The organism is Rheinheimera lutimaris, from assembly GCF_013283795.1.
GTDB lineage: Bacteria > Pseudomonadota > Gammaproteobacteria > Enterobacterales > Alteromonadaceae > Alishewanella > Alishewanella lutimaris.
Genome location: NZ_JABSOD010000029.1, coordinates 1 through 24,327, shown reverse-complemented (window position 1 = coordinate 24,327; position 24,327 = coordinate 1). Strand labels below are relative to the sequence as shown.

The window sequence follows — 24,327 nt, the reverse complement described above, 5'->3', positions numbered from 1 at the left end:
GCATTACTCCGTCAATACTGCTCAGGCCAGGAGCCCGGCCAAATCAGTTAATAAAATTGTTTGTTGCGGTTTGTCTTGCCGCAGCCACTTCACAGTTATTTCGCCGCGAGCCAGTTCATCTTCACCGATGATAAGGCCGATGGCCGCGCCGGACTTGTCAGCCCGCTTTATTTGTTTCTTTAAATTACCGCCGCCACAATGCACCATAATGCGTTGTCCCGGCAAGCTGTTGCGCAGCCTTTCGGCAACAGAAAGTGCCGCAAGTTCCGCTTGCTCACCCAGCGCCATCAGGTAAATATCGGCTACCGCCGGCAGTTGCGGTAATAACTGCATCGATTGCAGCAGCAATACCAGTCGCTCCAGCCCCAGCGCAAAACCTACCGCCGGTGTGGCTTTACCACCTAATTGCTCAACTAAACCATCATAACGGCCGCCGGCACACACTGTACCCTGAGCGCCGAGCTCTGTGGTTACCCACTCAAACACGGTTTTGTTGTAGTAATCCAACCCGCGCACCAAGCGTGGGTTTAGCGTAAATTCAATACCGGCTTGCGTCAGTAATTGCTGTAACCGGGCAAAATGCGCCGCAGAATCCTCGTCCAGATAATCTGCCAACTGAGGCGCAGCGGCTAATATCTCTGCCAACGCCGGATTTTTGCTGTCCAGCACCCGCAGCGGATTAGAGTACATGCGGCGCAGGCTGTCCTCATCCAGTGCCGCTTTATGCTGCTCCAGGTAAGCCACCAGCGCATCGCGATAGGCCGCGCGCGCTTCGCCTGAGCCCAAAGAGTTCAGCTCTAACTTAACGTACGGCGTTAGCCCCAATTGCTGCCACAGCCGTGCGCTTAGCATAATCACTTCAGCGTCGATATCGGCTGAGGCAATACCGAAGGCTTCCAGGCCAAACTGATGAAATTGCCGGTAGCGGCCTTTTTGCGGCCGTTCGTGGCGGAACATCGGCCCGGTGTACCACAGCCGCTGTTCCTGATTGTACAGCAAGCCATGTTCATTGCCGGCGCGCACGCAGCAGGCGGTACCTTCCGGACGCAAGGTCAAACTGTCACCGTTGCGATCGGTAAAGGTGTACATCTCTTTTTCAACGATATCGGTTACTTCGCCAATTGAGCGCTTAAACAACTCGGTCATTTCCACGATAGGAAAACGGATCTCGCTGTAGCCATAAGAGGCGACTGTCTGACGCAATACCTGCTCGACATACTGCCATGCCGGCGTATCTTGCGGCAGACAATCGTTCATGCCGCGAATGGCCTGAATTTGTTTCGACAAAATTAAACTTCCATCGGTTTGAGTAAAAAAACAGTGGCGATTATAGGCGTAACACGGCTAAACACCAAGCCTGTTGCCTGGCTTAATCCAGCCGGCGCACCGCAATTTTTTGCTGCAGGTAGTCGCGTACCTGTTGTTCTAACTGATCGGCCACGCTGTCATTGTCCAGCCGCAATTTTTGCCGCTGGCCATTAATGTAAAAGCCGCTTTTTTTGCTGGCACCGGCCACACCCAAATCAGATACCAGAGCTTCACCCGGGCCATTTACCACACAACCAATCACCGATACCGTTAGCGGCTCAATCACATCTTCCAGCCGTTCTTCTAACTGGTTCATGGTTTTAATGACATCAAACTCCTGCCGCGAGCAACTGGGGCAGGCAATAAAATTAATGCCGCGCGAACGAATACGCAGCGATTTTAAAATATCAAAGGCGACTTTAACTTCTTCTACCGGGTCTGCTGCCAGTGATATACGCAGCGTGTCGCCGATACCTTCGGCCAGCAACATACCCAAACCAATGGCAGATTTTACCGCTCCGGCACGGGCACCACCGGCTTCGGTAATACCCAAATGCAGCGGCTGTTTAATTTGCTTTGCCAGTAAACGATAAGCCCCAACCGCCAGAAACACATCTGATGCTTTAACACTGACTTTAAACTGATCGAAATTCAGCCTATCCAGAATATCGACATGGCGCATGGCCGACTCTACCAGCGCTTCCGGTGTCGGCTCGCCGTATTTTTGCTGAATATCCGCCTCCAATGACCCGCCATTAACGCCGATACGGATCGGAATATTGTAATCGCGGGCACAGTCGACCACGGCGCGAATGCGATCTTCGCGGCCGATATTGCCGGGGTTAATCCGCAAACAATCAACGCCGTATTCCGCCACTTTTAAGGCAATGCGGTAATCAAAATGGATATCTGCCACTAACGGCACCGGCGATTGCTGTTTAATCAGCTTAAAGGCTTCTGCCGCTTCCATGGTGGGTACTGATACCCGCACCAAATCAGCGCCGGCTTTAGCAATCGCCTGAATTTGCGCCACGGTGGCGGCAACATCGGTAGTAAGGGTGTTGGTCATCGATTGCACTGCTATCGGTGCATCACCACCGATCAGCACATTACCAACACGAATTTGCGTACTTTGACGACGTTTTATAGGGTTTTCTGCAAACATGTTTATTCAGACTCAGGAATAGAAAATTTTGCCACTCTGCCTGCCGGTAAGGCAGACATATCAAAAGGTTGCTGATTAAAATTAATTTGCACCACTCCGGGATTGCCCAGGGTCACCACAAAAGGTGCGATACCGCTGAGTTGCATGACGTAACCGGCTTGTTTCGTGCCATATGCCACCCGATTACCTTCTGCATCCACCACATCTACCCAGCAGTTCTCACTAAAACGCATTTCCAGCTGGTCCGGCAGCAACTGCACGTCCGTTTCAACTGCCTCCGGTTCAGCAGCCGGCATTAATTGCCCCAGCAGCTCATGTAATTGCTCCGGTGTTGGCGCCGGAGGCACTTCTGCTGCCGTTATCAAGGGTGCAGCTTCAACCTGTTCTGCCGGTTCGGGCGCAGCCGTGGTATCAGGCACCAGTCTCGCTGTTTGCCACCACCAGATAAACAATAACAGCAGTAGCAAAGCAATAATGGCGTAGGTTAACCACATAAAACGGTTTTCTGTTGCCTGCTTTGCTTCGCGGTTAGAAAAGGTCCGCATTGGCTTGGCGCTACTGCCGACACAGCCGGTTTGCCGGCCGAACGCGGCCATCAATTCCGTTTCCGGTAATTTTAACAAACGCCCATAAGCACGCACATAACCACGGGCGAAGGTTTCCGGCATCGAAGCATCAAACTGATCCTGCTCCAATTGCGCTACCTGCAACGGTTTTAAATTCAATTGCACCGCAACCTGCTGCACGCTGAGTTGGCGTTGTTCGCGGGCCTGGCGTAATAACTGGCCCGCACTGATGACGGCTGCGGGTTCTGTGCTCATTGCGCAATACTGGCCGGGTCGACAACATATACTTGTTGGCCAACCTTTAAGGTGCTGTTTTCGGTCAGGTTGTTCCAACTGAGAAAGCTGGCCAACCGCACGTTGTAGCGATACGAAATACCAAACATCGTCTCACCGGCCGCCACCAGATGATAGGGCGTTTGCGCACTAACCTGCGGCCGGCTGCCTGTTACCCCAGCCGCGGCTTGTTGCTGTGGTGTAACCTCTGCCAACCAGATTTTTTGTCCGGTTTTAATCACCGCTTCCGGTGTTAAGCTGTTCCACTGCATCAGGCTTTGCAGGCGAATATTGTGCTTCACCGAAATCGCGTATAACGACTCGGCTGCCTGCACGATATGAAATGGCGTATCGACCGCAGGCTTTGCTGCAGCATCCGGCGGCGTGTCATCAGCGACAGTTTGCGCGGTTAAAGGTACGGCTGGTTGCTCTGCTGCTACTTCTGCCTGTACTGCATCAATCTGCTCTGTTTCAACCTGCTCTGCGACTTGCTCAGCCGGTACGGCCAATACTGCAGCGGGCTCTGTTGTGGCAACTTCAGTTTTGCCGGTTGTTAATTCATGCTGTGGCGGTTCAACTGTCACCGCTGTGGTTTCACTGGTTTGTGTTGCCGCCGCGCCGTCACCAGCTGTGCCGGTAGTCGTCGGGGCAGTATTGTCGGCAACAGCGGTGCTTGCTGTCACGGCCGTTGTCACTATGGTTTCGACCGGTAAAGCCGCCGGCGCTGTCGCTGACGCTACTACCGCAGATTGTGTTGCTGCGCCCAAACTGCCGACTATTGCCGACGCAGTATTTGTCAGCACCGCGGCTGTTTCTGTTACCGCGCTGGCTGTTGCACCGGCAGCGGTGCTACCGGCAGGTTCGGCGGCAGTATCCGCAGTTTTTCGTTTTACTATTTTCAGTTTCGGATTAGCCACCGGCGCCGCCGGCTGTTCCGTTGGCGCATCGTCATCCGGCAACACGATATTTGCCATCAGGCTATCTTTATAGCGCTCGCGCAATTGCTCAAACTCAGTTTCCTGTAACTTACCCTGCAGCAATAACCGCGTTTCCGGCGTATCGGTGTACAGTGTCAGTAGCAGTTGCTCAGCATTACGCATAGTTTCACGGTCACCGTTTTTCTCCGCAATTAAATAGCTAAGCAGTACAGTGCGGGCTGAAACCCGGCCCAGCCGCTGAATACGATCTAACTGGCTTTTTGCCTGACGGTTATCGCCCATGGCATAAGATAAACCGGCGTCCATCGTCAGCGAGGTAATTCGGGTACTGTTGTGGCTGATTGAGCTGTCGAGATAGCTTTTGGCTTTAGTGAAATTGTTTTGCTGCAGCTGGCAAAGGGCGAGATTTTCATAGCTCTCGGCTACACGAATGTAACCCGGCCGGCTGATCGCCTTAAGCAATAATTGTTCAGATTGCTCATAACGGCCAATTTGACACAAAAATGCACCGTAATTGTTGTAGGCATCGGCATAATTATTGTCTTTGGCAATGGCTTGTTTAAAGTGGTCTTCGGCTTGTTTGTTTTCACCCACGCTTTGGTAGTAATACGCCAGGGCGCCATATACCTCAGCGGAATTGGGCGCAAAGCTGCGGGCACGCTCTAAATTGTATTTAGCCTGCGATGTGTCACCACGGCGCAGGTAATTTAAACCGAGCGAAATACGGGTGCGGGCGGCCTCTATATTGTCAAAGGTCCGGTCAGAAACCGGTTTATCGCTACCTTTATAGCTTTGCTCTGACACACAGGCTGTCAAAACCAGCAAACTACATAGTGATAGACCAATGAGAATTTTTTGCTTCACCACACCTGCTTCCTTGATTTATTACAACATTTTGACAGTGATCGGCTGGCCTTTTTGCTGTTTTTTTATCAGCCGTTTTGTTCTGTCGATCACATCACCCACTAACTGGCCACAGGCCGCGTCGATATCGTCACCGCGGGTTTTGCGTACAATAACAGTAAAGCCGTATTCTTGTAAGACTTTGTTAAATCTGTCAATCCGTGAATTACTTGAACGCTTGTACGGCGAGCCAGGATAAGGGTTAAACGGGATCAGGTTAATTTTTGACGGCGTATCTTTTAACGCCTGCGCCAATTCATGTGCCTGCTCCATGCTGTCGTTCACGCCATCAAGCATTACGTACTCTACTGTGACCTTGTCATTGGCCTTAGAGTTCGCCACATAACGTCTTGAGGCCGCTAAAAATTCTTCCATCGGATATTTGCGGTTTACCGGTACCAGTTCGTTGCGCAGCTCGTTGTTCGGCGCATGCAGCGAAATAGCCAGCGCCACATCAATTTTTTCGCGCAGTAAATCCAGCGCCGGCACTACGCCGGAGGTGCTTAACGTTACGCGGCGTTTAGATAAACCAAAGCCGAAATCTTCCAGCATCAATTCCATCGCCGGCACCACGTTATTCAGATTCAGCAGCGGTTCGCCCATGCCCATCATAACCACATTGGTCACCGGCTTGTCGCCGGTATCGCCATAGCTGCCAATGATTTGTGCTACCCGCCACACCTGGCCGATAATTTCTGACACACTGAGGTTACGGTTAAAGCCCTGCTGAGCAGTAGAGCAAAACGAGCAATCCAGCGCACAACCCACCTGAGATGATACACACAGGGTGCGGCGGTCTTTCTCAGGGATCCACACGGTTTCCACTTCCTGGCCACCGCTTAAGCCCATAACAAACTTAATGGTACCGTCTGAGCTGTCCTGGCGTGTTACCACCACCGGCGCGTCTATTACACAGCGTGCTTTGAGTTTTTCCCGCAATACTTTATTGATATTGCTCATCTTATCGAAGTCATCGATACAGAAGTGGTAAATCCATTTCATTACCTGATCGGCACGAAACGGCTTTTCGCCCATATCAACGAAAAACTGCTGCATTTGCGCGCGCGTTAAATCAAGTAAATTAATTTTGTTATGCTGCTCAGTCATTTGCAGAGCGCTCCTTACCACAATAAACAATAGCCATAAAACACTGTACCAACATGCACTAAGGGGGCTTGCCGCCCCCTTAGTCCGTTACCGCAGGCGATTAACGCTTAACGGGTACGGGCACACAGCTCTGCTTCAGTAAAGAAGTAAGCAATTTCACGCGCGGCAGAAGCAGCAGCGTCTGAACCATGTACTGCGTTTTCGTCGATGCTGGCAGCATAATCTGCACGTAAAGTACCGGCAGTCGCATCTTTAGGGTTAGTAGCACCCATGATTTCGCGGTTTTTACGCACAGCGTCTTCACCTTCCAATACCTGAACCATTACCGGGCCAGAGGTCATAAAAGACACTAAAGCGCCAAAGAACGGACGTGCGCTGTGCTCAGCGTAGAAACCTTCAGCTTGTTCACGGCTTAAGTGTAGCATTTTAGCGGCAACGATACGTAAACCGGCAGATTCAAAACGGTTGTAGATAGCACCGATAACGTTCTTTGCTACTGCATCCGGCTTGATAATTGAAAAAGTGCGTTCTAACGCCATAACAGGCTCCTGATTAAGTTGGTTTAAACTAAATGATTAAAATTTAAGGCGGCAAATTATACGCTAGTTGCAAAAAAAAACCTATTTTTGCTGACAAAAAAGCCGCGTACTGCAGGTTTACACCCAAGTATCGCGGCTTTTTGTTACAACAAGGTGGCTAGAAGCTGGCAACCACTTTTACGCTGCTATCCACGCTGCTGCTGCTGATATAACCGATTGCCGTGGCGTCGGCAGCAACTGCAGCTTTAACTGCGGCATCGTCGCTCAGCTCTTTCGGCGGTGTGCCTTTACCGGTAAATACCAGCTTGGACCAATAGGCTTTTAATTGTGCTGATGAACGATTCAATACTTTATTGTCAAATTCATCGCGGGCCGGCTGACCTTCGGCAAGGTTTAACGGCGTGGCTTTGCTGCCATCGGCAAAGTTACTGGTCCGGCCCAAAAATAACCGGCTTAAGTCATCGGCAGACACCGCATTGGCATTCGCCGGATTAACCACCACAGCAATATCGGCCAATACTGAACCGGATACCATTGCTGCAACTAATAAAGCAGCTTTAATTATGCGCATAATGCCTCCTTAAAATACGACATCTACGCCAAACGCCAAAACATCCTGGCGCAGATCAGCGAGTTCATTATCTTCAGAGCTGTATTGCACTTTAAACGCCGCTGAAGGATGGAAGTCATAACGCAAACCAATATTATAGGTGGTGGCTTCACGCGCCTGGCTTTGCACTATACCGGCAACCGGCAGCAACAGCTGTGGCGGCAATGTTGCCAGGTAAGGCGTATAAATTTCTGTTTTTGCCTCGTTATCCTCTTTTTCATAAGAGACATAAGGTGTGATGCTGTCAAAACGATGGCCGATGGACACATAAAAGTTTTTCTGATCAGAAATAAAGCTGTTATCTACCTCGACCAGGGTGTACTCCGCTACCAGCAGCCAGTCATTTTTGTCCGCGGTAAAACCGAAGCCCAAAAAGGCACCGTCTTCTTCATTGATATCAATTTCATTTACCAGGGCGCCAAAACCGGCGCCGGATAAACCGGCAAAGAAATCACCAAAAGTTACACCAGGTTGCAGCTGCACGGCTTCGGCACCAACACTGACCTTACCGATAAGGTAGGCAGCGCGAAAACTGTACCAATCCTTGCCCAGCTCCCATGTCACACCAACAATATTTTCAATCTCTGCGTTTACGTCAGTGCCGCTGATGCGGGCTTCACCGTCATAGGCACCCGCGACTAATTGCAAGCTGGAATCAAAGCTGCCCAATTGGGTAGTATGGTATAACGATACCCCTTCAATATTGTCAAAACCGAGGCCATACACACCTTGTGGTACGCGCAGCCAGTCATAGGCATAGCCTACGTCGCGAAAATCTGAATATTTGTAAAACGGCGTGCGCAAACGGCCGGCATTGATACGCACGTCGTCAGTCAGCTGATAACTGATAAACGCCCACTCAAAGCCGACATCGAAGTCTTCATTGCCACGGCCCATTAACTGCGCCGTTACTGACAGCTTCTCGCCCAGATCAGACATTACCTGCACCGCAAATAAACTCTCATTTTTAAAGTCGGGGCTGTCTTCATAGCCATAAAGTGTGTCGTCACTGTCCAGCGTCATGCCGGCTTTAATGGAGGCAAAGCCGTTTATGGTGAGGTCTGCGTAGGCCGGCGCTGCCAGCAAAGTTGATAACGTTGCCGCTATCAGAGATTTTTTTAACATAATTACCCCGTCTGTTATCGATGTCTTAGTGATCTTAGCTGAAGATTTTCTTTCATCCAGACAACATTAGCTTTTAATTAAGTTAGATCAGTTAATTGGCATAAAAAAACGGCCACTATGGGCCGTTATTGCATCAAGCGATGTAAGTAAGAAAAAACTTAATGACCTTCACTGACGATATTTACCGTATACTTCGGAATTTCCACCACTAAATCCTCGTCGGCGATACGTGCCTGGCAGCCTAACCGCGACTCACTTTCCAGCCCCCACGCCTTATCCAGCATATCGTCTTCTAACTCGTCACTTTCGTTCAGCGAGTAAAAGCCTTCGCGGACAATAACGTGGCAGGTAGTGCAGGCACAGGATTTCTCACAGGCATGCTCAATGGAGATACCGCTGCGCAGTGCCACATCTAATACTGTCTCGCCGGTTTTGGCTTCCACCGCGGCACCGTCCGGGCATAGCTCGGCATGGGGTAAAAATACAATTTGTGGCATCTGTTATACCTCGTCCACGTTATGGCCTGTTAACGCACTGCGGACCGATTGATCCATACGCCGTGCGGCAAAGTCGTCAGTCAAATGGTTAGTGTGTTCAATCGCGGCTTTAATTGCTGCGGTGTCATCACCTTGTTTTACCCGCGCCAGCTCAGCCAGCGCCTGATTAATGTCAGTATGCTCTTGCGCACTAAGCAAAGCAGCATCGGCTTTCAATGCCTGAGACACCGCTTCCAGCACCCGCTCTGCCTCAACTTGTTGCTCGCGTAACAGCCGCAGCTGCATATCCTGGCGGGCATACTGCATTGAGCTTTTCAGCATGGTCGCTACTTGATCATCACTTAAGCCGTAAGACGGCTTCACCTGAATATTGGCCTGCACGCCGCTGGATTTTTCCTGGGCGGTAACACTTAACAGGCCGTCGGCATCGACCTGAAAAGTTACGCGGATATGCGCACCACCAGCCGGCATCGGTGGTATACCGCGTAGCTCAAAGCGCGCCAGTGAACGGCAATCATCTACCAGTTCACGCTCGCCCTGCACTACGTGCAACGCCATGGCGGTTTGGCCATCTTTAAAGGTGGTAAATTCCTGTGCCCGCGCTACCGGAATGACCGTATTACGCGGAATAATTTTTTCAGTTAAGCCACCCATGGTTTCAAGACCCAGCGATAACGGGATCACGTCCAGCAGCAAGGTATCACCATCGGCCTTATTGCCCACCAACACATTGGCCTGAATAGCGGCGCCTATTGCCACCACTTTATCCGGGTCAATCGACGTAAGCGGCTGTGTAGCAAAAAATGCCGCTACTTCGCTGCGCACCAGCGGTACCCGGGTAGAACCACCGACCATCACTACTTTGACGATGTCTTCGCCGGTTAAACCGGCATCACGCAATACCTGACGACAAGCACGGATAGTTTTCTTCACCAAGGCGCCAATCAGTTGCTCAAAATCTGCTTTATTTAACGTGCCGCTATGCACACCACCGGCGGTTGGCAGGCTGAAGCTTACTGTATCGCTGTCGGTAAGCTGCTCTTTAATGCTGCGCGCTGTGGTTAAATATTGCCGCATTTGCTGGTGCGATAATTGTACTTCACCGCTTTGCTGTTGCAGATAGCTGACAATGGCATGGTCAAAATCATCGCCACCCAGCGCTGAATCACCGCCGGTAGCCAGCACTTCAAACACGCCACGGCGCAGGCGTAAAATAGAAATATCAAAGGTACCGCCCCCCAGGTCATACACGGCAATAATACCTTCCTGGCCGGAGTCGAGGCCGTAGGCCAGTGCAGCGGCGGTAGGCTCATTTAACAAACGCAGGACATTTAATCCGGCCAGTTTGGCGGCATCTTTGGTGGCCTGACGCTGGGCATCATCAAAATAGGCCGGTACGGTGATCACTACACCATTAAGCTCGCCGCCAAGGGTTTCACTGGCGGTATTGGCCAGGGTAGCCAGAATTTCTGCCGACACTTCAACCGGGTTTTTAATACCCTGAGCCGTATTTATTGCCACTAAACCCTGCTGATCAATCAGCTGGTACGGCACCTTGTCTTTTAACGCCAGGGTTTCGCTGTAACCTTTACCCATCAGACGCTTAACCGACACTATGGTGTTGTCGGCATCATCTACTGCGGCAGCCATCGCCGCGTCGCCGACAATAACCTTGTCGTGGGTATAGCGCACTACCGAAGGCAACATATCGCGGCCCTGCGCATTTACCAAAGTCTTCGCTTCGCCGCTGCGCACAGCTGCAACCAAAGAGTTAGTGGTACCAAGGTCAATACCGGCCGCCAGCTTGTGCTGATGCGGCGCAGCGCTTTGTCCGGGCTCTGCGATTTGTAATAGCATTGTGTTGTTTAGTCTTGTAGTTGCTGTTCTGTCAGCTCCAGCTCTTGCTGTAGCTTAAAGAAAAATTTTAGTTTACGAATGAGGTCTGCCGCCAGTTGATCCTGCTCAGCACTGCCGGCATCTAATGCCGTGGCCAACTGCTGTAACAACTGCTTTTTTTGCTGCTGCAATTGCCGCTCAATGCTGTCGATTACCGCATCGGCATCGTCGCTTTGTGCAATGTCGGCTAACTGCTCACGCAGTTCCATCTGCTGCATTAAAAACTGCGGGTCGTTAAAACTGCGCTGTTCATGGCTTATTTTTAAACCTCGCAACGCCAACAGATGTTCCGCCCGCAGCAACGGCTGCTTTAAGCTGTGATAGGCATCATTAATATTGGCCGTTTGCTGCACGGCCAACAGACGATCGCGCTCAGAACCTGCACTGTGCTGATCCGGGTGAAAACGCCGTTGCAGTTGCAAATAACGCGAGCCTAACTCAGTTAAGTCAAGATCGAACTGCGCCGGCAGATTAAACAGCTGAAAATAGTTCATCCGGCCCTTACACGTTTAAACAGTAAAGCTTTCGCCACAACCACATTCGCCGTTCACATTCGGGTTGTTAAACTTAAAGCCTTCGTTCAGGCCTTCTTTAACAAAATCCAATTGTGTACCGTCGATATAGACCAGGCTTTTACCATCAACAATCAGCTTTAGATCGTCATGTTCAAACACTTCGTCATCGTCATTCAGCGTATCGACAAACTCCAGTACATAAGCCAGACCAGAGCAACCGGTGGTTTTAACGCCAACCCGCAAGCCCACGCCTTTGCCACGGTTTTGCATAAAGCTGCGCACCCGTTCTGCGGCTGCCGTTGTCATCGAAATCGCCATAACGCTTAGCCTCCGTGTTTTTGCTTATAGTCAGCAATCGCTGCTTTAATGGCATCTTCGGCCAGGATAGAACAGTGAATTTTCACCGGTGGCAACGCCAGCTCCTGAGCGATGTCGGTATTGCTGATTTGCTGTGCTTCAGCCAGGCTTTTGCCTTTTACCCACTCGGTTACCAGCGAGCTTGATGCAATAGCACTGCCGCAACCATAGGTTTTAAACTTGGCATCTTCGATAATGCCCTCGGCATTTACCTTAATTTGCAGCTTCATTACGTCGCCACAAGCCGGTGCGCCTACCATACCGGTAGCAACACTGGCGTCGTCTTTATCAAACGAGCCGACGTTGCGCGGGTTTTCATAGTGATCAATTACTTTATTACTGTAAGCCATGATAGTTACCTCAATGTGCAGCCGGTGCGCTTAGTGCGCAACCCAGGCCACGGTATTTAAATCGACGCCGTCTTTGAACATGTCCCACAACGGCGACATAGCGCGCAGTTTTTCAATTGCCTGATGCACTATTTTAATAGTGTGATCAATTTGCGCTTCGGTGGTGTAGCGGCCAATACTGAAACGGATAGAACTGTGTGCCAGCTCGTCACTCATACCAAGGGCGCGCAATACATAAGACGGCTCCAGGCTGGCAGAGGTACAGGCAGAGCCCGACGACACGGCAATATCTTTTAACGCCATAATCAGCGACTCACCTTCAACATAGTTAAAGCTGATATTGGTAATATGCGGCACGCGGTGTTCACGGTTACCGTTTAAAAACACCTGTTCAATATCTTTTACGCCGTTTAATAAGCGGTCACGTAACACGGTGATACGTTGAATTTCATCGTGCATTTCCAGCTTGGCTAAACGAAACGCCTCGCCCATGGCAACAATTTGGTGCGTCGGCAAGGTGCCTGAACGCATACCGCGCTCGTGGCCGCCGCCGTGCATCTGTGCTTCTAAGCGAATACGGGGTTTACGCCGCACAAATAACGCGCCGATACCCTTAGGGCCATAAGCCTTGTGTGCTGAAAACGACATTAAATCGACTTTCAGTGTTTGTAAGTCGATATCCACTTTGCCGGCCGCCTGAGCAGAGTCGACATGGAAAATAATACCTTTACTGCGGCACAGCTCGCCAATGGCTGCGATATCCTGTACCACGCCGATTTCGTTATTAACAAACATCACGCTGACCACGGTAGTGTCAGGGCGGATAGCCGCTTCCAACATGGCGATAGTCACCAGGCCATCAGTCTGTGGCTCAAGGTATGTTACCTCGTAACCTTCACGCTCCAGCTGACGCATGGTATCCAGCGTGGCTTTATGTTCGGTTTTTACCGTAATCAGGTGCTTACCTTTTTTACGGTAAAAATCGGCTGCGCCTTTAATGGCCAGGTTATTTGATTCAGTAGCGCCGGAAGTAAACACGATTTCACGCGGATCAGCGTTGATCAGTTCAGCAATCTGGCTGCGGGCAATTTCTACCGCTTCTTCCGCCTGCCAGCCAAAACGATGCGAACGCGACGCCGGGTTACCAAACTCGCCGTCCATAGTTAAAAACTGCATCATTTTTTCTGCTACCCGGGCGTCGACCGGGGTAGTTGCAGCGTAATCCAGATAAATAGGTAGCTTCATTATTTGCTCCGTGTTGCCTACAGCTGACAGCTGACTTCGATATCAGTTGCCGGGTTCTTTACAATGCGGCTGTTCTGCCGTTTTGCCAGGGTTTGTACATCTTGCTGGTTTACCAGCTCCCCCAGCGTAATGCCGGTAAGAAAATCTTCAATGCGGTGGCTTAAATCGCTCCACAAGGTATGGGTTAAACAGCGCGTACCGCTGTGGCAGTCAGATTTGCCTTGGCAACGAGTAGCGTCTACCGACTCATCTACCGCGCTTATCACGTCTGAAACCGAAATAGCTGCGGCTTCACGGCCCAGTTGATAACCGCCGCCCGGGCCACGTACACTGCTGACCAGACCTTGTTTACGTAAGCGGGCAAACAATTGTTCAAGATAAGACAACGAAATACCCTGGCGTACAGAAATATCGGCCAATGGCACCGGCCCGGTTGCTGTGTGTAAGGCAACATCCAACATCGCCGTTACCGCATAGCGGCCTTTCGAAGTTAATCTCATAGTTTGCTCCCTGAAAACACTGGCGCTATTGTACATTCCCGACTGTTTTAGTCAAGTATTAATAACCTACTGCATTAGTCAGGTATTAGTGTTTCAGGTTCAATTTAAATGTTCGGGTCAAAGGCTTCTACATCGCGTTTACGCGCTTCTGCCGCGCGTTTTTCTGCTAACCTGAAGTCTTCTTCATCTATATCAACAGTCGGTACTTCTTCGCAGACGTTACCGCCGAGTTGATTTACGCTGTGACATAACTCACCGACTTTGGTATCCAGCAGTTGAATATGGTCCAGCATGCGGCCTATGGCATTGGCCACCGGATCCGGGTTGTCGGCCGCGACGGCGTAAGCATCAAAACCAAACTTCTGCGCCAGTTGCTTGCGCTCTGCACTGACTTCAACATCGGCTTTGGCGACAATGCGTCCCGGGATACCTATTACGGTAGCGCCGGCCGGCACATCCTTTACTACCACCGCATTAGAGCCGATTCGGGCGTTTTCGCCGACCATTAAGGGCCCGAGCACTTTGGCGCCGGCACCGATAACCACACCGTTGGCTAAAGTCGGGTGCCGTTTGCCCGGGTTCCAACTGGTGCCGCCCAGCGTAACGCCGTGATACAGGGTGACGTCATCACCGATTTCAGCAGTTTCGCCAATCACCACGCCCATACCGTGGTCGATAAAAAAACGCCGGCCAATTTTAGCGCCAGGGTGAATTTCTACTCCGGTAAACCAGCGGGCCAGGGTGCTTAAAAAGCGCGCCAGCCATTTCCAGTTTGCCCGCCATAGTTTATGGCTGACACGGTGCCACCAGATAGCATGCAGGCCCGGATAATTGGTCAGTACTTCAAAGCTGCTGCGCGCGGCAGGGTCGCGTTCAAATACACTTTTAATATCTTCTTTAATACCGGCAAACATGCGCTACTCCTTATCACCCTGCGCCTTGCGGCCATAACGCTGCACTGAGGTTAAAATGCCACGCAGTATGTTGTATTCAGCCTCTTCCGGCCGCGCCCTGGTAAATAACCGCTTTAGCTTAGTCATCACCACGCCCGGATGTTGTTTGATAATAAAGCCGGTGTCGTTCAGCGTTTGTTCCAGATGCTGATAAAAGCTGTGCATCTGTTCGCTGCTGGGGTAAGCCGCCTCTTCCACAGCCTGTGGCTGCGACGCTTGCTGTAACCGCGCCATCCGCACTTCGTAAGTAATAATTTGCACCGCCATCGCCAGATTAAGCGAACTGTACTCCGGGTTGGCCGGTATGCAGACATGGTAGTTGCAAAGTTGCAGCTCTTCATTGCTTAAGCCACTGCTTTCGCGGCCAAACACCAGCGCTACCGGCTGTGTGGCCGCTTCCTGTACCGCCTTAATACCGCACTCTCGCGGCTCCAGCATCGGCCAGCTTAGGGTACGTGAACGCGCACTGCTGCCCACCACCAGGCCGCAATCACTGATGGCGTCTTGCAGGGTATCAAACACTTTGGCATTTGCCAGAATATCGCTGGCACCGGCCGACAGCGCATAGGCCTGGCCGTCGGGCAGCTCTTTGGGCGCTACTAAATACAGCGCTGATAAACCCATGGTTTTCATGGCGCGGGCCACCGAGCCAATATTGCCGGTATGAGTGGTGCCCACAAGAATGATACGGATCTGGTCTGACATAAGGCTTCCCGCGTTAAAGGGCAGGCATTCTAGCATAGCCCGCGGCATTTGTTGATGAGAAAATAGCAGTCTGGCCATCTGAATAAAACAGATTAATGCGCAGGCCCAACCTGCTTTTTAGCCATTGTTTTGCTACACTAGCGCGACTTTTACTCCAGGGAACCACGAAGATGAAAACAATAAAACTCGCTATAGCGCTGTCTGCTCTTCTGTTAAGCCCACTGGCTGTTGCCGGCGATACTGCGCAGCAACAGGCTGAAGCACTGCAACTGGCGGTAGATCACCAGAGCCGCAGCCCCGCCAATGTTGCCCGTGACAAGTACCGTAACCCGGTAGCGACCTTGCAGTTTTTTGATGTTACACCGGCCAGTACTGTAGTAGAAATTTCCCCGGGTGGTGGCTGGTATAGTGAAATTCTGGCGCCACTGCTGGCAGCACACGGTACTTACTATGCAGCACATTTTCCGGCAGACAGCACATCTGATTACTACAAGCGTAACCGTGCGGCCTTTGTTGAAAAACTGGCAGCTAACCCCGTTTATAACCGCGTACAGTTAACTGAGTTTGCCCCGGGCAACAGCGCTGCCATTGCTCCGGCCGGTAGTGCCGATGTGGTATTAACCTTCCGCAACCTGCACAACTGGTATAGCAACGGCGGCGATGACGGCATGGTAACCATCTTCAAAGATTTTTATACCGCGTTAAAACCGGGCGGCGTACTGGGCGTGGTAGAGCACCGCTTACCGGCAGATAAAGCCAGCGGCGATTGGCAAAAAACCGGCTATTTCCCGCAAGCTCTGGCTGTGCGCCTGGCAGAACAAGCCGGTTTTGTGCTGGAAGCGCAAAGCGAGATTAACGCCAACCCGAAAGACAGCGCCGATCATCCCGGCGGTGTCTGGACTTTACCACCGGTATTGCGTTTAAAAGAGCAGAATAAAGATAAGTATCTGGCCATCGGTGAAAGTGACCGTATGACACTGAAGTTTCGCAAGCCCTTAACGCAATAAATTTGTACTGAATAACCCTTTATTGAACAACTGACGGAAAGCTAAATGAACGTATTGGTAATTGGCGGCGGTGGCCGCGAACATGCACTGGCGTGGAAAGCAGCGCAGTCACCTCTGGCCAGCAAGGTATTTGTTGCGCCCGGTAATGCCGGCACCGCCCGCGAAAGCACCCTGACCAATGTCGCCATAGCGGCAGATGATGTGCCGGCCCTGCTGGCCTTTGCTAAAGCCGAAAACATTGCGCTGACCATAGTGGGCCCGGAAGCTCCGCTGGCCAAAGGCGTGGTAGATGCATTTCGCGCCACCGGGCTGGCTATTTTCGGCCCGACGCAGGCCGCTGCGCAGCTGGAAAGTTCTAAAGCCTTCGCCAAAGACTTTTTAGCCCGGCACAACATTCCTACCGCTGCTTACCAAACCTTTACTGACGTTGCTCCGGCAAAAGCCTTTGCCGCAAAGCTCGGCAGCCCGGTGGTTATCAAAGCCGACGGCTTAGCCGCCGGTAAAGGCGTCATTATTGCGCAAACGCAGGACGAAGCCGCAGCGGCAATCGACGATATGTTATCCGGTAATAAGTTTGGTGATGCCGGCAGCCGGGTGGTAGTAGAAGAGTTTTTAACCGGTGAAGAAGCCTCGTTTATCGTGATGGTAGATGGCACTACGGCACTGCCGTTTGCCTCTTCACAAGATCACAAAGCGCGCGACAACGCCGACAAAGGCCCGAACACCGGCGGTATGGGTGCCTATTCACCGGCCCCGGTGGTCACCCCGGCAGTACACGACTGGGTAATGCAAAATGTAATTTACCCGACCGTAAATGGCATGGCCGCAGAAGGTACGGTATTTACCGGCTTTTTATACGCCGGTTTAATGATAGCTGAAGACGGCAGCGCTAAAGTGCTGGAATTTAACTGCCGCTTTGGTGACCCGGAAACACAGCCGATTATGCTGCGCTTAGAATCTGATTTGGTTGAGCTGTGCTTAGCTGCCAGCAAAACTGAACTTGCCGGCAAAACGATCCGCTTTACCCCGCAAGCGGCGGTAGGCGTAGTGTTGGCTGCCGGTGGTTACCCGGACGCTTACGCCAAAGGCAAGGTTATCCACGGTTTGGATGGCGCTGACAGCCAGACAGCCAAAGTATTTCATGCCGGCACTGAGTTCAAAGACGGCAATGTTGTTACCAACGGCGGCCGCGTACTGTGCGCCACTGCGCTGGGTGCCAATGTTACCGCAGCACAGCAGGCGGCCTACCAGCTGGTGGATAAAATCAGCTGGGATGGCATGTTCTGCCGTACTGATATCGGCTACCGTGCCATTGCCCGCGAGCAAAAGTAGTTATTATGTTTAAATTGTTTGTTCTGCGCGGTGCCTTGCTGTTAGGCAGCGCGCTGCCTGTTACCGCTGCAACGGCTTGTGATAACGCCTTTACCGCCATACCCGACATTCAGGGCACAGCAGACAGCAGTCCGCTGCAAGGCCGGCAATTAACCACACGCGGTGTGGTTACAGCCGTGGTGTACCCGGGCAGTACCGCCGCCGGCATCGTGTTGCGCGCTGTCGAGCGCGCTGACAACGCCGGTGCTGACAGCCTGTTTATTGCCGACAACGAGGCCGCCGCAGTATATCAAGCCGGCCAATTGCTGCAGGTTAGCGGTACCGTAGCCGAGATTAATCAGTTAACCGCTTTGGCACAGATCAGCGATATTAAGCTGTGTGGCGAAACGGCCGCGCCGGCGCCGGTTACACTGCAGTTACCCCTGGCGGAGCAGCAGAATTGGGAGCAACTCGAAGGCGCCTTGCTGCGTTTTGAGCAAACACTTACGGTAAACGACACCTACGGCCTTGGCCGCTACGGCGAAATTACCCTGGCCGATACGCGTTTAATGACCGCCACTGAAGTGATGACGCCGGGTAAAGATGCTGTCGCCATGAACACAGTACAACAGCTGCGGCATATGCTGGTACTGGACGACGGCAGCTATCAGCAAAACCCCGATCCGCTGCGGTTTGGCGAAACCTTGTTAACGGCGGCCAATACCCTGCGCGTTGGCGACAGCGTAAGTAAGGTCGAAGGCGTGCTGCTGCAGGATGAACGCGGCTACCGCCTGGTGCCCACCAACACTGCGCATTTTCACAGTACTAACCCGCGCCCGGCAGCGCCGGATGCTAAACCGGCCAAAGCGCTGCGCATCGCCGCTTTTAACGTACTGAACTACTTTAACGGGGCCGGACAAAACCCTGCATTTCCGACACGGCGCGGTGCAAGTACTGCCGCCGAATTAGCACGCCAACAGGCAAAAACTGTCAGCGCGCTGGCCGCACTGGACGCCGATGTTATCGGTCTGCTGGAAGTCGAGAACAACGGCTACAGCCAGCAAGCTGCGTTAGCTCACCTGACCAATGCGCTGAATAAAGTTACAGCTAAGCCTTACCGCTTTATTATTACCGCTGAACGGCCGGGCTCAGATGCTATTAAAGTGGCCTTGCTGTACCGGCCTTCTGCCGTCAGCGTTGAAGGTAAAGCGGCGATGTTGCTGGCTAAACCTTTTGACTGGGGCAGCCGGCCGCCACTGGCGCAGAGCTTCCGCCATCTGGCTTCCAATGAGCTGGTTACCGTCAGCATTAATCACTTTAAATCCAAGGGCAGCTGCCCGAAAGACAGCGCAGATGCCAATGCTGATCAGCAAGACGGCCAGGCGTGCTGGAACGCCTTACGCACCGCATCGGCCAGGGCACTGAGTGACTGGCTGGCCACGCAGCCTACCGGGGTAAAAACCGATAAGCAGATTATTCTGGGCGATTTAAATGCCTATCGTTTGGAAGACCCTGTCCGGGCACTGGAGCAACGCAGCTGGCACTATCTCAGTGCCGCAGAAGGCAGGCAATACTCTTATGTGTATCGTGGCCGCAGCGGCTCGCTGGATCATGCGCTGGCAAGCCCGGCGTTAGCAAAACAGCTGCACAGCATGCAGCACTGGGCGATTAACGCCGACGAGCCGGTATTACTGGATTACAATACTGAGTTTAAAAGCCAACAGCAGCAAAAACTGCTATTTGCACCAACACCTTATCGTTCGTCAGACCATGATCCGTTAATCGCGACTTTTCAGTTCTGATGCATTTCTGGCAACCGGCAAGGTAATTCAAGTACTTACCGGTTGTAACACCAGCAATAGCAGAAGAAACAGTTGCACCTGCTTTGCCAGTTGCTTTAAGGTGAGGTTCAGTTAACTTAGCGAGCCGCGCCCATGTCACATAAAAACCCGATTATTGCTATTACCGGTTCGTCTGGTGCCGGCACCAGCACCACCTCAACGGCGTTTCAGCATATTTTCCGTACCCTGGGCATTGATGCGGCCTTTGTCGAGGGTGACTGTTTTCACCGTTTCAGCCGGCCGGAAATGGAAGTGGCTATTCGCAAAGCTAAAGAAGCCGGCAAACACATCAGCTACTTTGGCGCCGAAGCCAACGACTTTGGCGCGCTGGAAAACTTCTTTGCCAGTTATGGCGAAACCGGTGGCGGCAAAATACGCCATTATCTGCATACCTTTGACGAAGCCGTGCCGTATAACCAATTGCCGGGCACCTTTACACCGTGGCAGGATTTACGCAGCAATACCGACTTATTATTTTATGAAGGCTTACACGGCGGCGCGGTAACGGATGAGCATAACGTGGCGCAGCATGTCGACTTGCTGATTGGCATGGTGCCGATAGTTAACTTAGAGTGGATCCAAAAAATTATCCGCGACACCTCAGAGCGCGGCCATTCACGCGAAGCTGTGCAAGCCAGCATAGTGCGTAGTATGGATGACTATATTAACCATATTACGCCGCAGTTTTCCCGCACCCATATTAACTTTCAACGCGTACCCACGGTAGACACCTCCAACCCGTTCAGCGCCAAAGATATCCCGTCGCTGGATGAGAGTTTTGTGGTGATCCGCTTTCGCGGCATTAAGCACGTAGATTTCCCCTACTACCTGCAAATGATTAACGGCGCCTTTATGTCGCGGGTAAATACGCTGGTAGTGCCGGGCGGTAAAATGGGTCTGGCGATGGAGCTGATTTTAACACCGCTGATTGAAGAGCTGATGATTAAACGGCGCCAGGCACGGGGCCAGGTAGACTGGCTGGGAACCTAGGCGTCGGGCCGGATACACTGGCAGCAGAAGTGGTATGCCNTGGCGATGGAGCTGATTTTAACACCGCTGATTGAAGAGCTGATGATTAAACGGCGCCAGGCACGGGGCCAGGTAGACTGGCTGGGAACCTAGGCGTCGGGCCGGATACACTGGCAGCAGAAGTGGTATGCCCTAAACCAACCGTTGAAGGCATGGATGCTGACAAATTCGCCGGGAGCGAATTTGAACAGCTCTGCTGGTCCGCAGGATAAACTGCATGGATGAAGTTTATAATCGAGCCTACAGGGACGTATTTACGGCGTGTTGGTGTGGGCATACCGCTTTTGCGTTTACAACTGAACTACCGGGATTGCTACGAAAATTACATCATCTCCCTGGTCACAAAACCAACAGCACTACAATTTTCATTTCCGCTACCCCGCATGCTGCCGTTGTCTAAGCTTTACAAAACACCAATTTTCAGCCGTTTAGCGAATGTCAAGACCGCAAAGGCCGGTAAATTTACACTTTTGTTTAAATAATAACCTTTGCTTTGACGGAAAAAATCCGTAAACTTGGCGCCCCTTACGGGTAGAGCCTTGGATTACGTGGTGCGCATAGGTCCATATCAGTTAGCGAACAAGGTAATTTGTGCTCCGATGGCCGGAGTGACCGATCACACTTTTCGTGAGCTTTGCCGCCGTTTCGGTGCAGCCTTAGCTGTATCGGAAATGCTGTCGAGCAACCCATTGGTATGGCAAAGCGAAAAATCACAAAATCGCATGGGCCACCGGCAGGAATCAGGTATCCGCTCGGTGCAAATAGCCGGCGCAGATCCACAGCAAATGGCTGAAGCCGCGCAATACAATGTTGCTATAGGTGCCGATATTATCGACATCAACATGGGTTGCCCGGCGAAAAAAGTGAACAAAAAACTGGCCGGCTCTGCCTTGTTGCAGTATCCGGACTTAGTGGAACAAATAGTGCGTGCTGTAGTCGATGCCGTAAAGGTACCGGTTACGTTAAAAATACGTACCGGTTGGGATCCTGAGCACAGAAACGGTATTCAGATCGCCCGTATTGCAGAAGATAACGGCATACAGGCGCTGGCGGTACATGGCAGGACACGCGCCTGCATGTACAAAGGTGAAGCGGAATACGACACCATCTGCGCCATTAAACAAAGTGTTTCTATCCCGGTAATTGCCAACGGCGACATTACCGGAGCGGAAAAAGCACGCTACGTGCTGGACTACACCGGTGCCGACGCCATTATGATTGGCCGCGCGGCACAGGGACGGCCATGGATTTTCCGCGAAGTGGTGCATTATCTGGCCACTGGCGACAAACTGGCGCCGCCCGGCATAGCCGAGGTACGCCAGATTATGCTGGAACATGTGCAGGGTTTACACCAGCTTTATGGTGAGTCCGCCGGTTACCGCATTGCCCGCAAACATGTGGGCTGGTATTTAGCCGAGCATGACACGCTCGGTGTGTTTCGTAGTGAATTCAATGGCATTGAGTGTGCTAAACAGCAGCTTGACGCCTTAAATGACTATTTTCATCAACTAGCAGCAACCTAACGTAAAAGAGAAAAGCAATGTTTAATTCGAACGTTACTTCGCCATTTATTACTAACGCCCACGTACAAACGCAGGAAAAGCCACAAGCTTTAAGCACTGCAGCCCAGAAAGCTGTTGCAAACTACCTGCAGCAATTAAACGGTCAGGACGTTAACGACTTATATGAACTGGTATTATCTGAATTAGAGCGTCCGTTACTGGAAGAAGTGATGAAGTATACCCGCGGTAATCAAACCCGCGCGGCCAACCTGATGGGCATCAACCGCGGCACGCTGCGTAAGAAGCTGAAACAATACGGCATGAGTTAATGCCACTGCGGGGCTCCGGCCCCGCCACTAAGCACCTTCGGGTGCTTTTTTATTGGTTAGGTTAAAATCTGATTTCTGCAAGCTACAAGAGAGTCTAAGCATGACGACATTAAGACCCATCCGCCGCGCACTGCTAAGTGTGTCAGACAAAACCGGTATCGTTGAATTTGCCCGCGCGCTGGCCGCGCAGCAAGTGGACATCCTCTCTACCGGTGGTACTGCTAAACTGTTGGCCGAACAAGGCATTAAAGTTACTGAAGTATCTGACTATACCGGCCACCCGGAAATTATGGACGGCCGGGTAAAAACCCTGCATCCGAAAATTCACGGCGGTATTTTAGCCCGTCGCGGCGTAGATGAAGCGGTAATGGCTGATAACAATATCGGCCCTATCGACTTAGTGGTTGTTAACCTGTATCCGTTTGCCAGCACTGTAGCCAAGCCTGGCTGCACACTGGAAGATGCGGTAGAGAATATCGATATCGGCGGCCCGACTATGGTGCGCGCGGCAGCGAAAAACCACAAAGATGTCACTATTGTTGTTAATGCCAAAGACTACGACAGCGTACTGGCAGAAATGCAAGCTAACGGCGGCGCTACTACCCATGCTACCCGCTTTAGCCTGGCCATCAGTGCCTTTGAGCACACCGCGCAGTACGACGGCATGATAGCCAACTACTTTGGCGCCATGTTACCGGCCTACGATACGCCAAACGAGCCTGCCAGCAAGTTCCCGCGTACCTTCAACAGCCAGTTTGTGAAGAAACAAGACTTACGTTACGGTGAAAACAGCCACCAAAGCGCAGCGTTCTATGTGCAGGAAGGTGCGGCTGAAGCCTCTGTTTCCACTGCTACGCAGTTGCAGGGTAAGGCGTTGTCATACAACAATATCGCTGATACCGATGCCGCACTGGAGTGCGTAAAAGAATTTGCTGAACCGGCCTGCGTTATTGTTAAGCATGCTAACCCGTGCGGTGTGGCCATTGGCGACTCTATTCTGGCCGCTTATAACCGTGCCTACCAGACCGACCCAACCTCAGCTTTTGGCGGCATTATTGCCTTTAACCGCGAGCTGGATGAAACCACCGCAAAAGAAATTGTCAGCCGTCAGTTTGTCGAAGTGATCATAGCGCCTTCAGCTACTTCCGCGGCCGTTGCGGTTGTAGGCACCAAACCTAACGTGCGTTTATTGGTATGCGGTGAATTCAGCACAGCTGCTGCTGCACTGGATATCAAGCAGGTTAACGGCGGCATGCTGCTGCAAGACCGCGATCAGGCCAAAGTCACTGCTGCTGATTTAAAAGTAGTCACCAAGCGCCAGCCCACGGAGCAAGAGCTGAAAGACTTACTGTTCTGCTGGAAAGTAGCTAAGTTCGTAAAATCTAACGCCATTGTGTACGTAAAAGACAGCATGACGATTGGTGTTGGCGCCGGGCAAATGAGCCGCGTATACAGCGCGAAAATCGCCGGTATCAAGGCTGCTGACGAGAAGCTGGAAGTAAAAGGCTCAGTAATGGCCTCAGACGCCTTCTTCCCGTTCCGCGACGGTATCGACGCCGCTGCTGCAGCCGGCATTACCGCGGTAATCCAGCCGGGCGGTTCAATGCGCGACGCAGAAGTTATCGCCGCCGCAGACGAGCACGGCATGGCCATGGTATTTACCGGCGTGCGTCACTTTAGACACTAAGCACTGCTTTAAATACTAAAAAGGCCGCTTTTGCGTAATGCCGGTCAGTTAAGCTGACCGGCATTTTTC

Annotated in this window: 25 protein-coding genes; 8 read left to right on the top strand and 17 right to left on the bottom strand. The window is 51.9% G+C overall.

The window, feature by feature from the left end:
- Positions 1–21: 21 nt before the first annotated feature.
- From hisS to trmJ, 17 genes are all read right to left on the bottom strand, one after another.
- Positions 22–1,287: a histidine--tRNA ligase gene (hisS, locus tag HRH59_RS17935; protein ID WP_173502649.1), complete on the bottom strand. Its 1,266-nt coding sequence runs from the start codon at positions 1,285–1,287 to the stop codon at positions 22–24.
- Positions 1,288–1,369: 82 nt separating this feature from the next.
- Complete coding sequence (gene ispG / locus HRH59_RS17930; RefSeq protein WP_173502648.1) at positions 1,370–2,473, bottom strand: flavodoxin-dependent (E)-4-hydroxy-3-methylbut-2-enyl-diphosphate synthase; 1,104 nt, start codon at positions 2,471–2,473, stop codon at positions 1,370–1,372.
- Positions 2,474–2,475: 2 nt separating this feature from the next.
- The gene (locus HRH59_RS17925) at positions 2,476–3,294 is read right to left on the bottom strand and encodes a RodZ domain-containing protein (RefSeq protein WP_173502647.1); all 819 of its coding nucleotides are present in this window, start codon (positions 3,292–3,294) and stop codon (positions 2,476–2,478) included.
- Positions 3,291–5,117, bottom strand: coding sequence for a type IV pilus biogenesis/stability protein PilW (gene pilW, locus HRH59_RS17920; RefSeq protein WP_173502646.1), 1,827 nt, complete (start codon positions 5,115–5,117; stop codon positions 3,291–3,293). Before pilW ends, HRH59_RS17925 begins: the two co-directional genes overlap by 4 nt.
- 18 nt (positions 5,118–5,135) lie before the next feature.
- Positions 5,136–6,260, bottom strand: a complete 1,125-nt coding sequence (locus HRH59_RS17915; protein ID WP_173502645.1) for a bifunctional tRNA (adenosine(37)-C2)-methyltransferase TrmG/ribosomal RNA large subunit methyltransferase RlmN — start codon at positions 6,258–6,260, stop codon at positions 5,136–5,138.
- A 107-nt stretch (positions 6,261–6,367) separates the two neighbouring features.
- Entirely contained in the window at positions 6,368–6,799 is a 432-nt protein-coding gene (gene ndk / locus HRH59_RS17910) for a nucleoside-diphosphate kinase (protein ID WP_173502644.1), read from the bottom strand.
- A 157-nt stretch (positions 6,800–6,956) separates the two neighbouring features.
- Positions 6,957–7,370 (bottom strand): phosphate ABC transporter substrate-binding protein, encoded by a 414-nt coding sequence (locus HRH59_RS17905; RefSeq protein ID WP_173502643.1) that lies wholly within the window; start codon positions 7,368–7,370, stop codon positions 6,957–6,959.
- Between the two features lie 9 nt (positions 7,371–7,379).
- On the bottom strand, positions 7,380–8,534 hold the full coding sequence (locus tag HRH59_RS17900) for a porin (RefSeq protein ID WP_173502642.1): 1,155 nt from the start codon (positions 8,532–8,534) through the stop codon (positions 7,380–7,382).
- Positions 8,535–8,692: 158 nt separating this feature from the next.
- On the bottom strand, positions 8,693–9,031 hold the full coding sequence (gene fdx / locus HRH59_RS17895) for an ISC system 2Fe-2S type ferredoxin (RefSeq protein WP_173502641.1): 339 nt from the start codon (positions 9,029–9,031) through the stop codon (positions 8,693–8,695).
- Between the two features lie 3 nt (positions 9,032–9,034).
- Positions 9,035–10,888 (bottom strand): Fe-S protein assembly chaperone HscA, encoded by a 1,854-nt coding sequence (hscA, locus tag HRH59_RS17890; protein ID WP_173502640.1) that lies wholly within the window; start codon positions 10,886–10,888, stop codon positions 9,035–9,037.
- Between the two features lie 8 nt (positions 10,889–10,896).
- Positions 10,897–11,421: a co-chaperone HscB gene (hscB, locus tag HRH59_RS17885; protein ID WP_173502639.1), complete on the bottom strand. Its 525-nt coding sequence runs from the start codon at positions 11,419–11,421 to the stop codon at positions 10,897–10,899.
- Between the two features lie 15 nt (positions 11,422–11,436).
- Entirely contained in the window at positions 11,437–11,760 is a 324-nt protein-coding gene (iscA, locus tag HRH59_RS17880; RefSeq protein WP_173502638.1) for an iron-sulfur cluster assembly protein IscA, read from the bottom strand.
- Positions 11,761–11,765: 5 nt separating this feature from the next.
- A complete protein-coding gene (gene iscU / locus HRH59_RS17875; protein WP_173502637.1) occupies positions 11,766–12,149 on the bottom strand; it encodes a Fe-S cluster assembly scaffold IscU in 384 nt (127 codons plus the stop codon).
- A 30-nt stretch (positions 12,150–12,179) separates the two neighbouring features.
- Entirely contained in the window at positions 12,180–13,394 is a 1,215-nt protein-coding gene (locus HRH59_RS17870; protein WP_173502636.1) for an IscS subfamily cysteine desulfurase, read from the bottom strand.
- A 17-nt stretch (positions 13,395–13,411) separates the two neighbouring features.
- A complete protein-coding gene (gene iscR, locus HRH59_RS17865; protein ID WP_173502635.1) occupies positions 13,412–13,894 on the bottom strand; it encodes a Fe-S cluster assembly transcriptional regulator IscR in 483 nt (160 codons plus the stop codon).
- A 104-nt stretch (positions 13,895–13,998) separates the two neighbouring features.
- The gene (gene cysE / locus HRH59_RS17860) at positions 13,999–14,808 is read right to left on the bottom strand and encodes a serine O-acetyltransferase (protein ID WP_173502634.1); all 810 of its coding nucleotides are present in this window, start codon (positions 14,806–14,808) and stop codon (positions 13,999–14,001) included.
- A gap of 3 nt (positions 14,809–14,811) precedes the next feature.
- Positions 14,812–15,552, bottom strand: a complete 741-nt coding sequence (gene trmJ, locus HRH59_RS17855; RefSeq protein ID WP_173502633.1) for a tRNA (cytosine(32)/uridine(32)-2'-O)-methyltransferase TrmJ — start codon at positions 15,550–15,552, stop codon at positions 14,812–14,814.
- A 170-nt stretch (positions 15,553–15,722) separates the two neighbouring features.
- Here trmJ and HRH59_RS17850 point away from each other — a divergent pair, with 170 nt between their 5' ends.
- The 8 genes from HRH59_RS17850 (at position 15,723) to purH (ending at position 24,258) form a co-directional block, all read left to right on the top strand.
- Positions 15,723–16,559: a class I SAM-dependent methyltransferase gene (locus HRH59_RS17850; RefSeq protein WP_173502632.1), complete on the top strand. Its 837-nt coding sequence runs from the start codon at positions 15,723–15,725 to the stop codon at positions 16,557–16,559.
- A 45-nt stretch (positions 16,560–16,604) separates the two neighbouring features.
- Positions 16,605–17,891 (top strand): phosphoribosylamine--glycine ligase, encoded by a 1,287-nt coding sequence (purD, locus tag HRH59_RS17845; RefSeq protein WP_173502631.1) that lies wholly within the window; start codon positions 16,605–16,607, stop codon positions 17,889–17,891.
- A gap of 5 nt (positions 17,892–17,896) precedes the next feature.
- Positions 17,897–19,672 carry an ExeM/NucH family extracellular endonuclease gene (locus tag HRH59_RS17840; protein WP_173502630.1) on the top strand — a complete coding sequence of 592 codons (1,776 nt, stop codon included), beginning with the start codon at positions 17,897–17,899 and terminating at the stop codon, positions 19,670–19,672.
- A gap of 132 nt (positions 19,673–19,804) precedes the next feature.
- Positions 19,805–20,701, top strand: coding sequence for a phosphoribulokinase (locus HRH59_RS17835; protein WP_173502629.1), 897 nt, complete (start codon positions 19,805–19,807; stop codon positions 20,699–20,701).
- Between the two features lie 260 nt (positions 20,702–20,961).
- Positions 20,962–21,222 (top strand): hypothetical protein, encoded by a 261-nt coding sequence (locus HRH59_RS17830; protein ID WP_173502628.1) that lies wholly within the window; start codon positions 20,962–20,964, stop codon positions 21,220–21,222.
- 66 nt (positions 21,223–21,288) lie between these two features.
- Positions 21,289–22,263, top strand: coding sequence for a tRNA dihydrouridine synthase DusB (dusB, locus tag HRH59_RS17825; protein ID WP_456239051.1), 975 nt, complete (start codon positions 21,289–21,291; stop codon positions 22,261–22,263).
- 17 nt (positions 22,264–22,280) lie between these two features.
- The gene (fis, locus tag HRH59_RS17820) at positions 22,281–22,571 is read left to right on the top strand and encodes a DNA-binding transcriptional regulator Fis (protein WP_092789540.1); all 291 of its coding nucleotides are present in this window, start codon (positions 22,281–22,283) and stop codon (positions 22,569–22,571) included.
- 100 nt (positions 22,572–22,671) lie between these two features.
- The gene (gene purH / locus HRH59_RS17815) at positions 22,672–24,258 is read left to right on the top strand and encodes a bifunctional phosphoribosylaminoimidazolecarboxamide formyltransferase/IMP cyclohydrolase (RefSeq protein ID WP_173502626.1); all 1,587 of its coding nucleotides are present in this window, start codon (positions 22,672–22,674) and stop codon (positions 24,256–24,258) included.
- Positions 24,259–24,327: the final 69 nt, after the last annotated feature.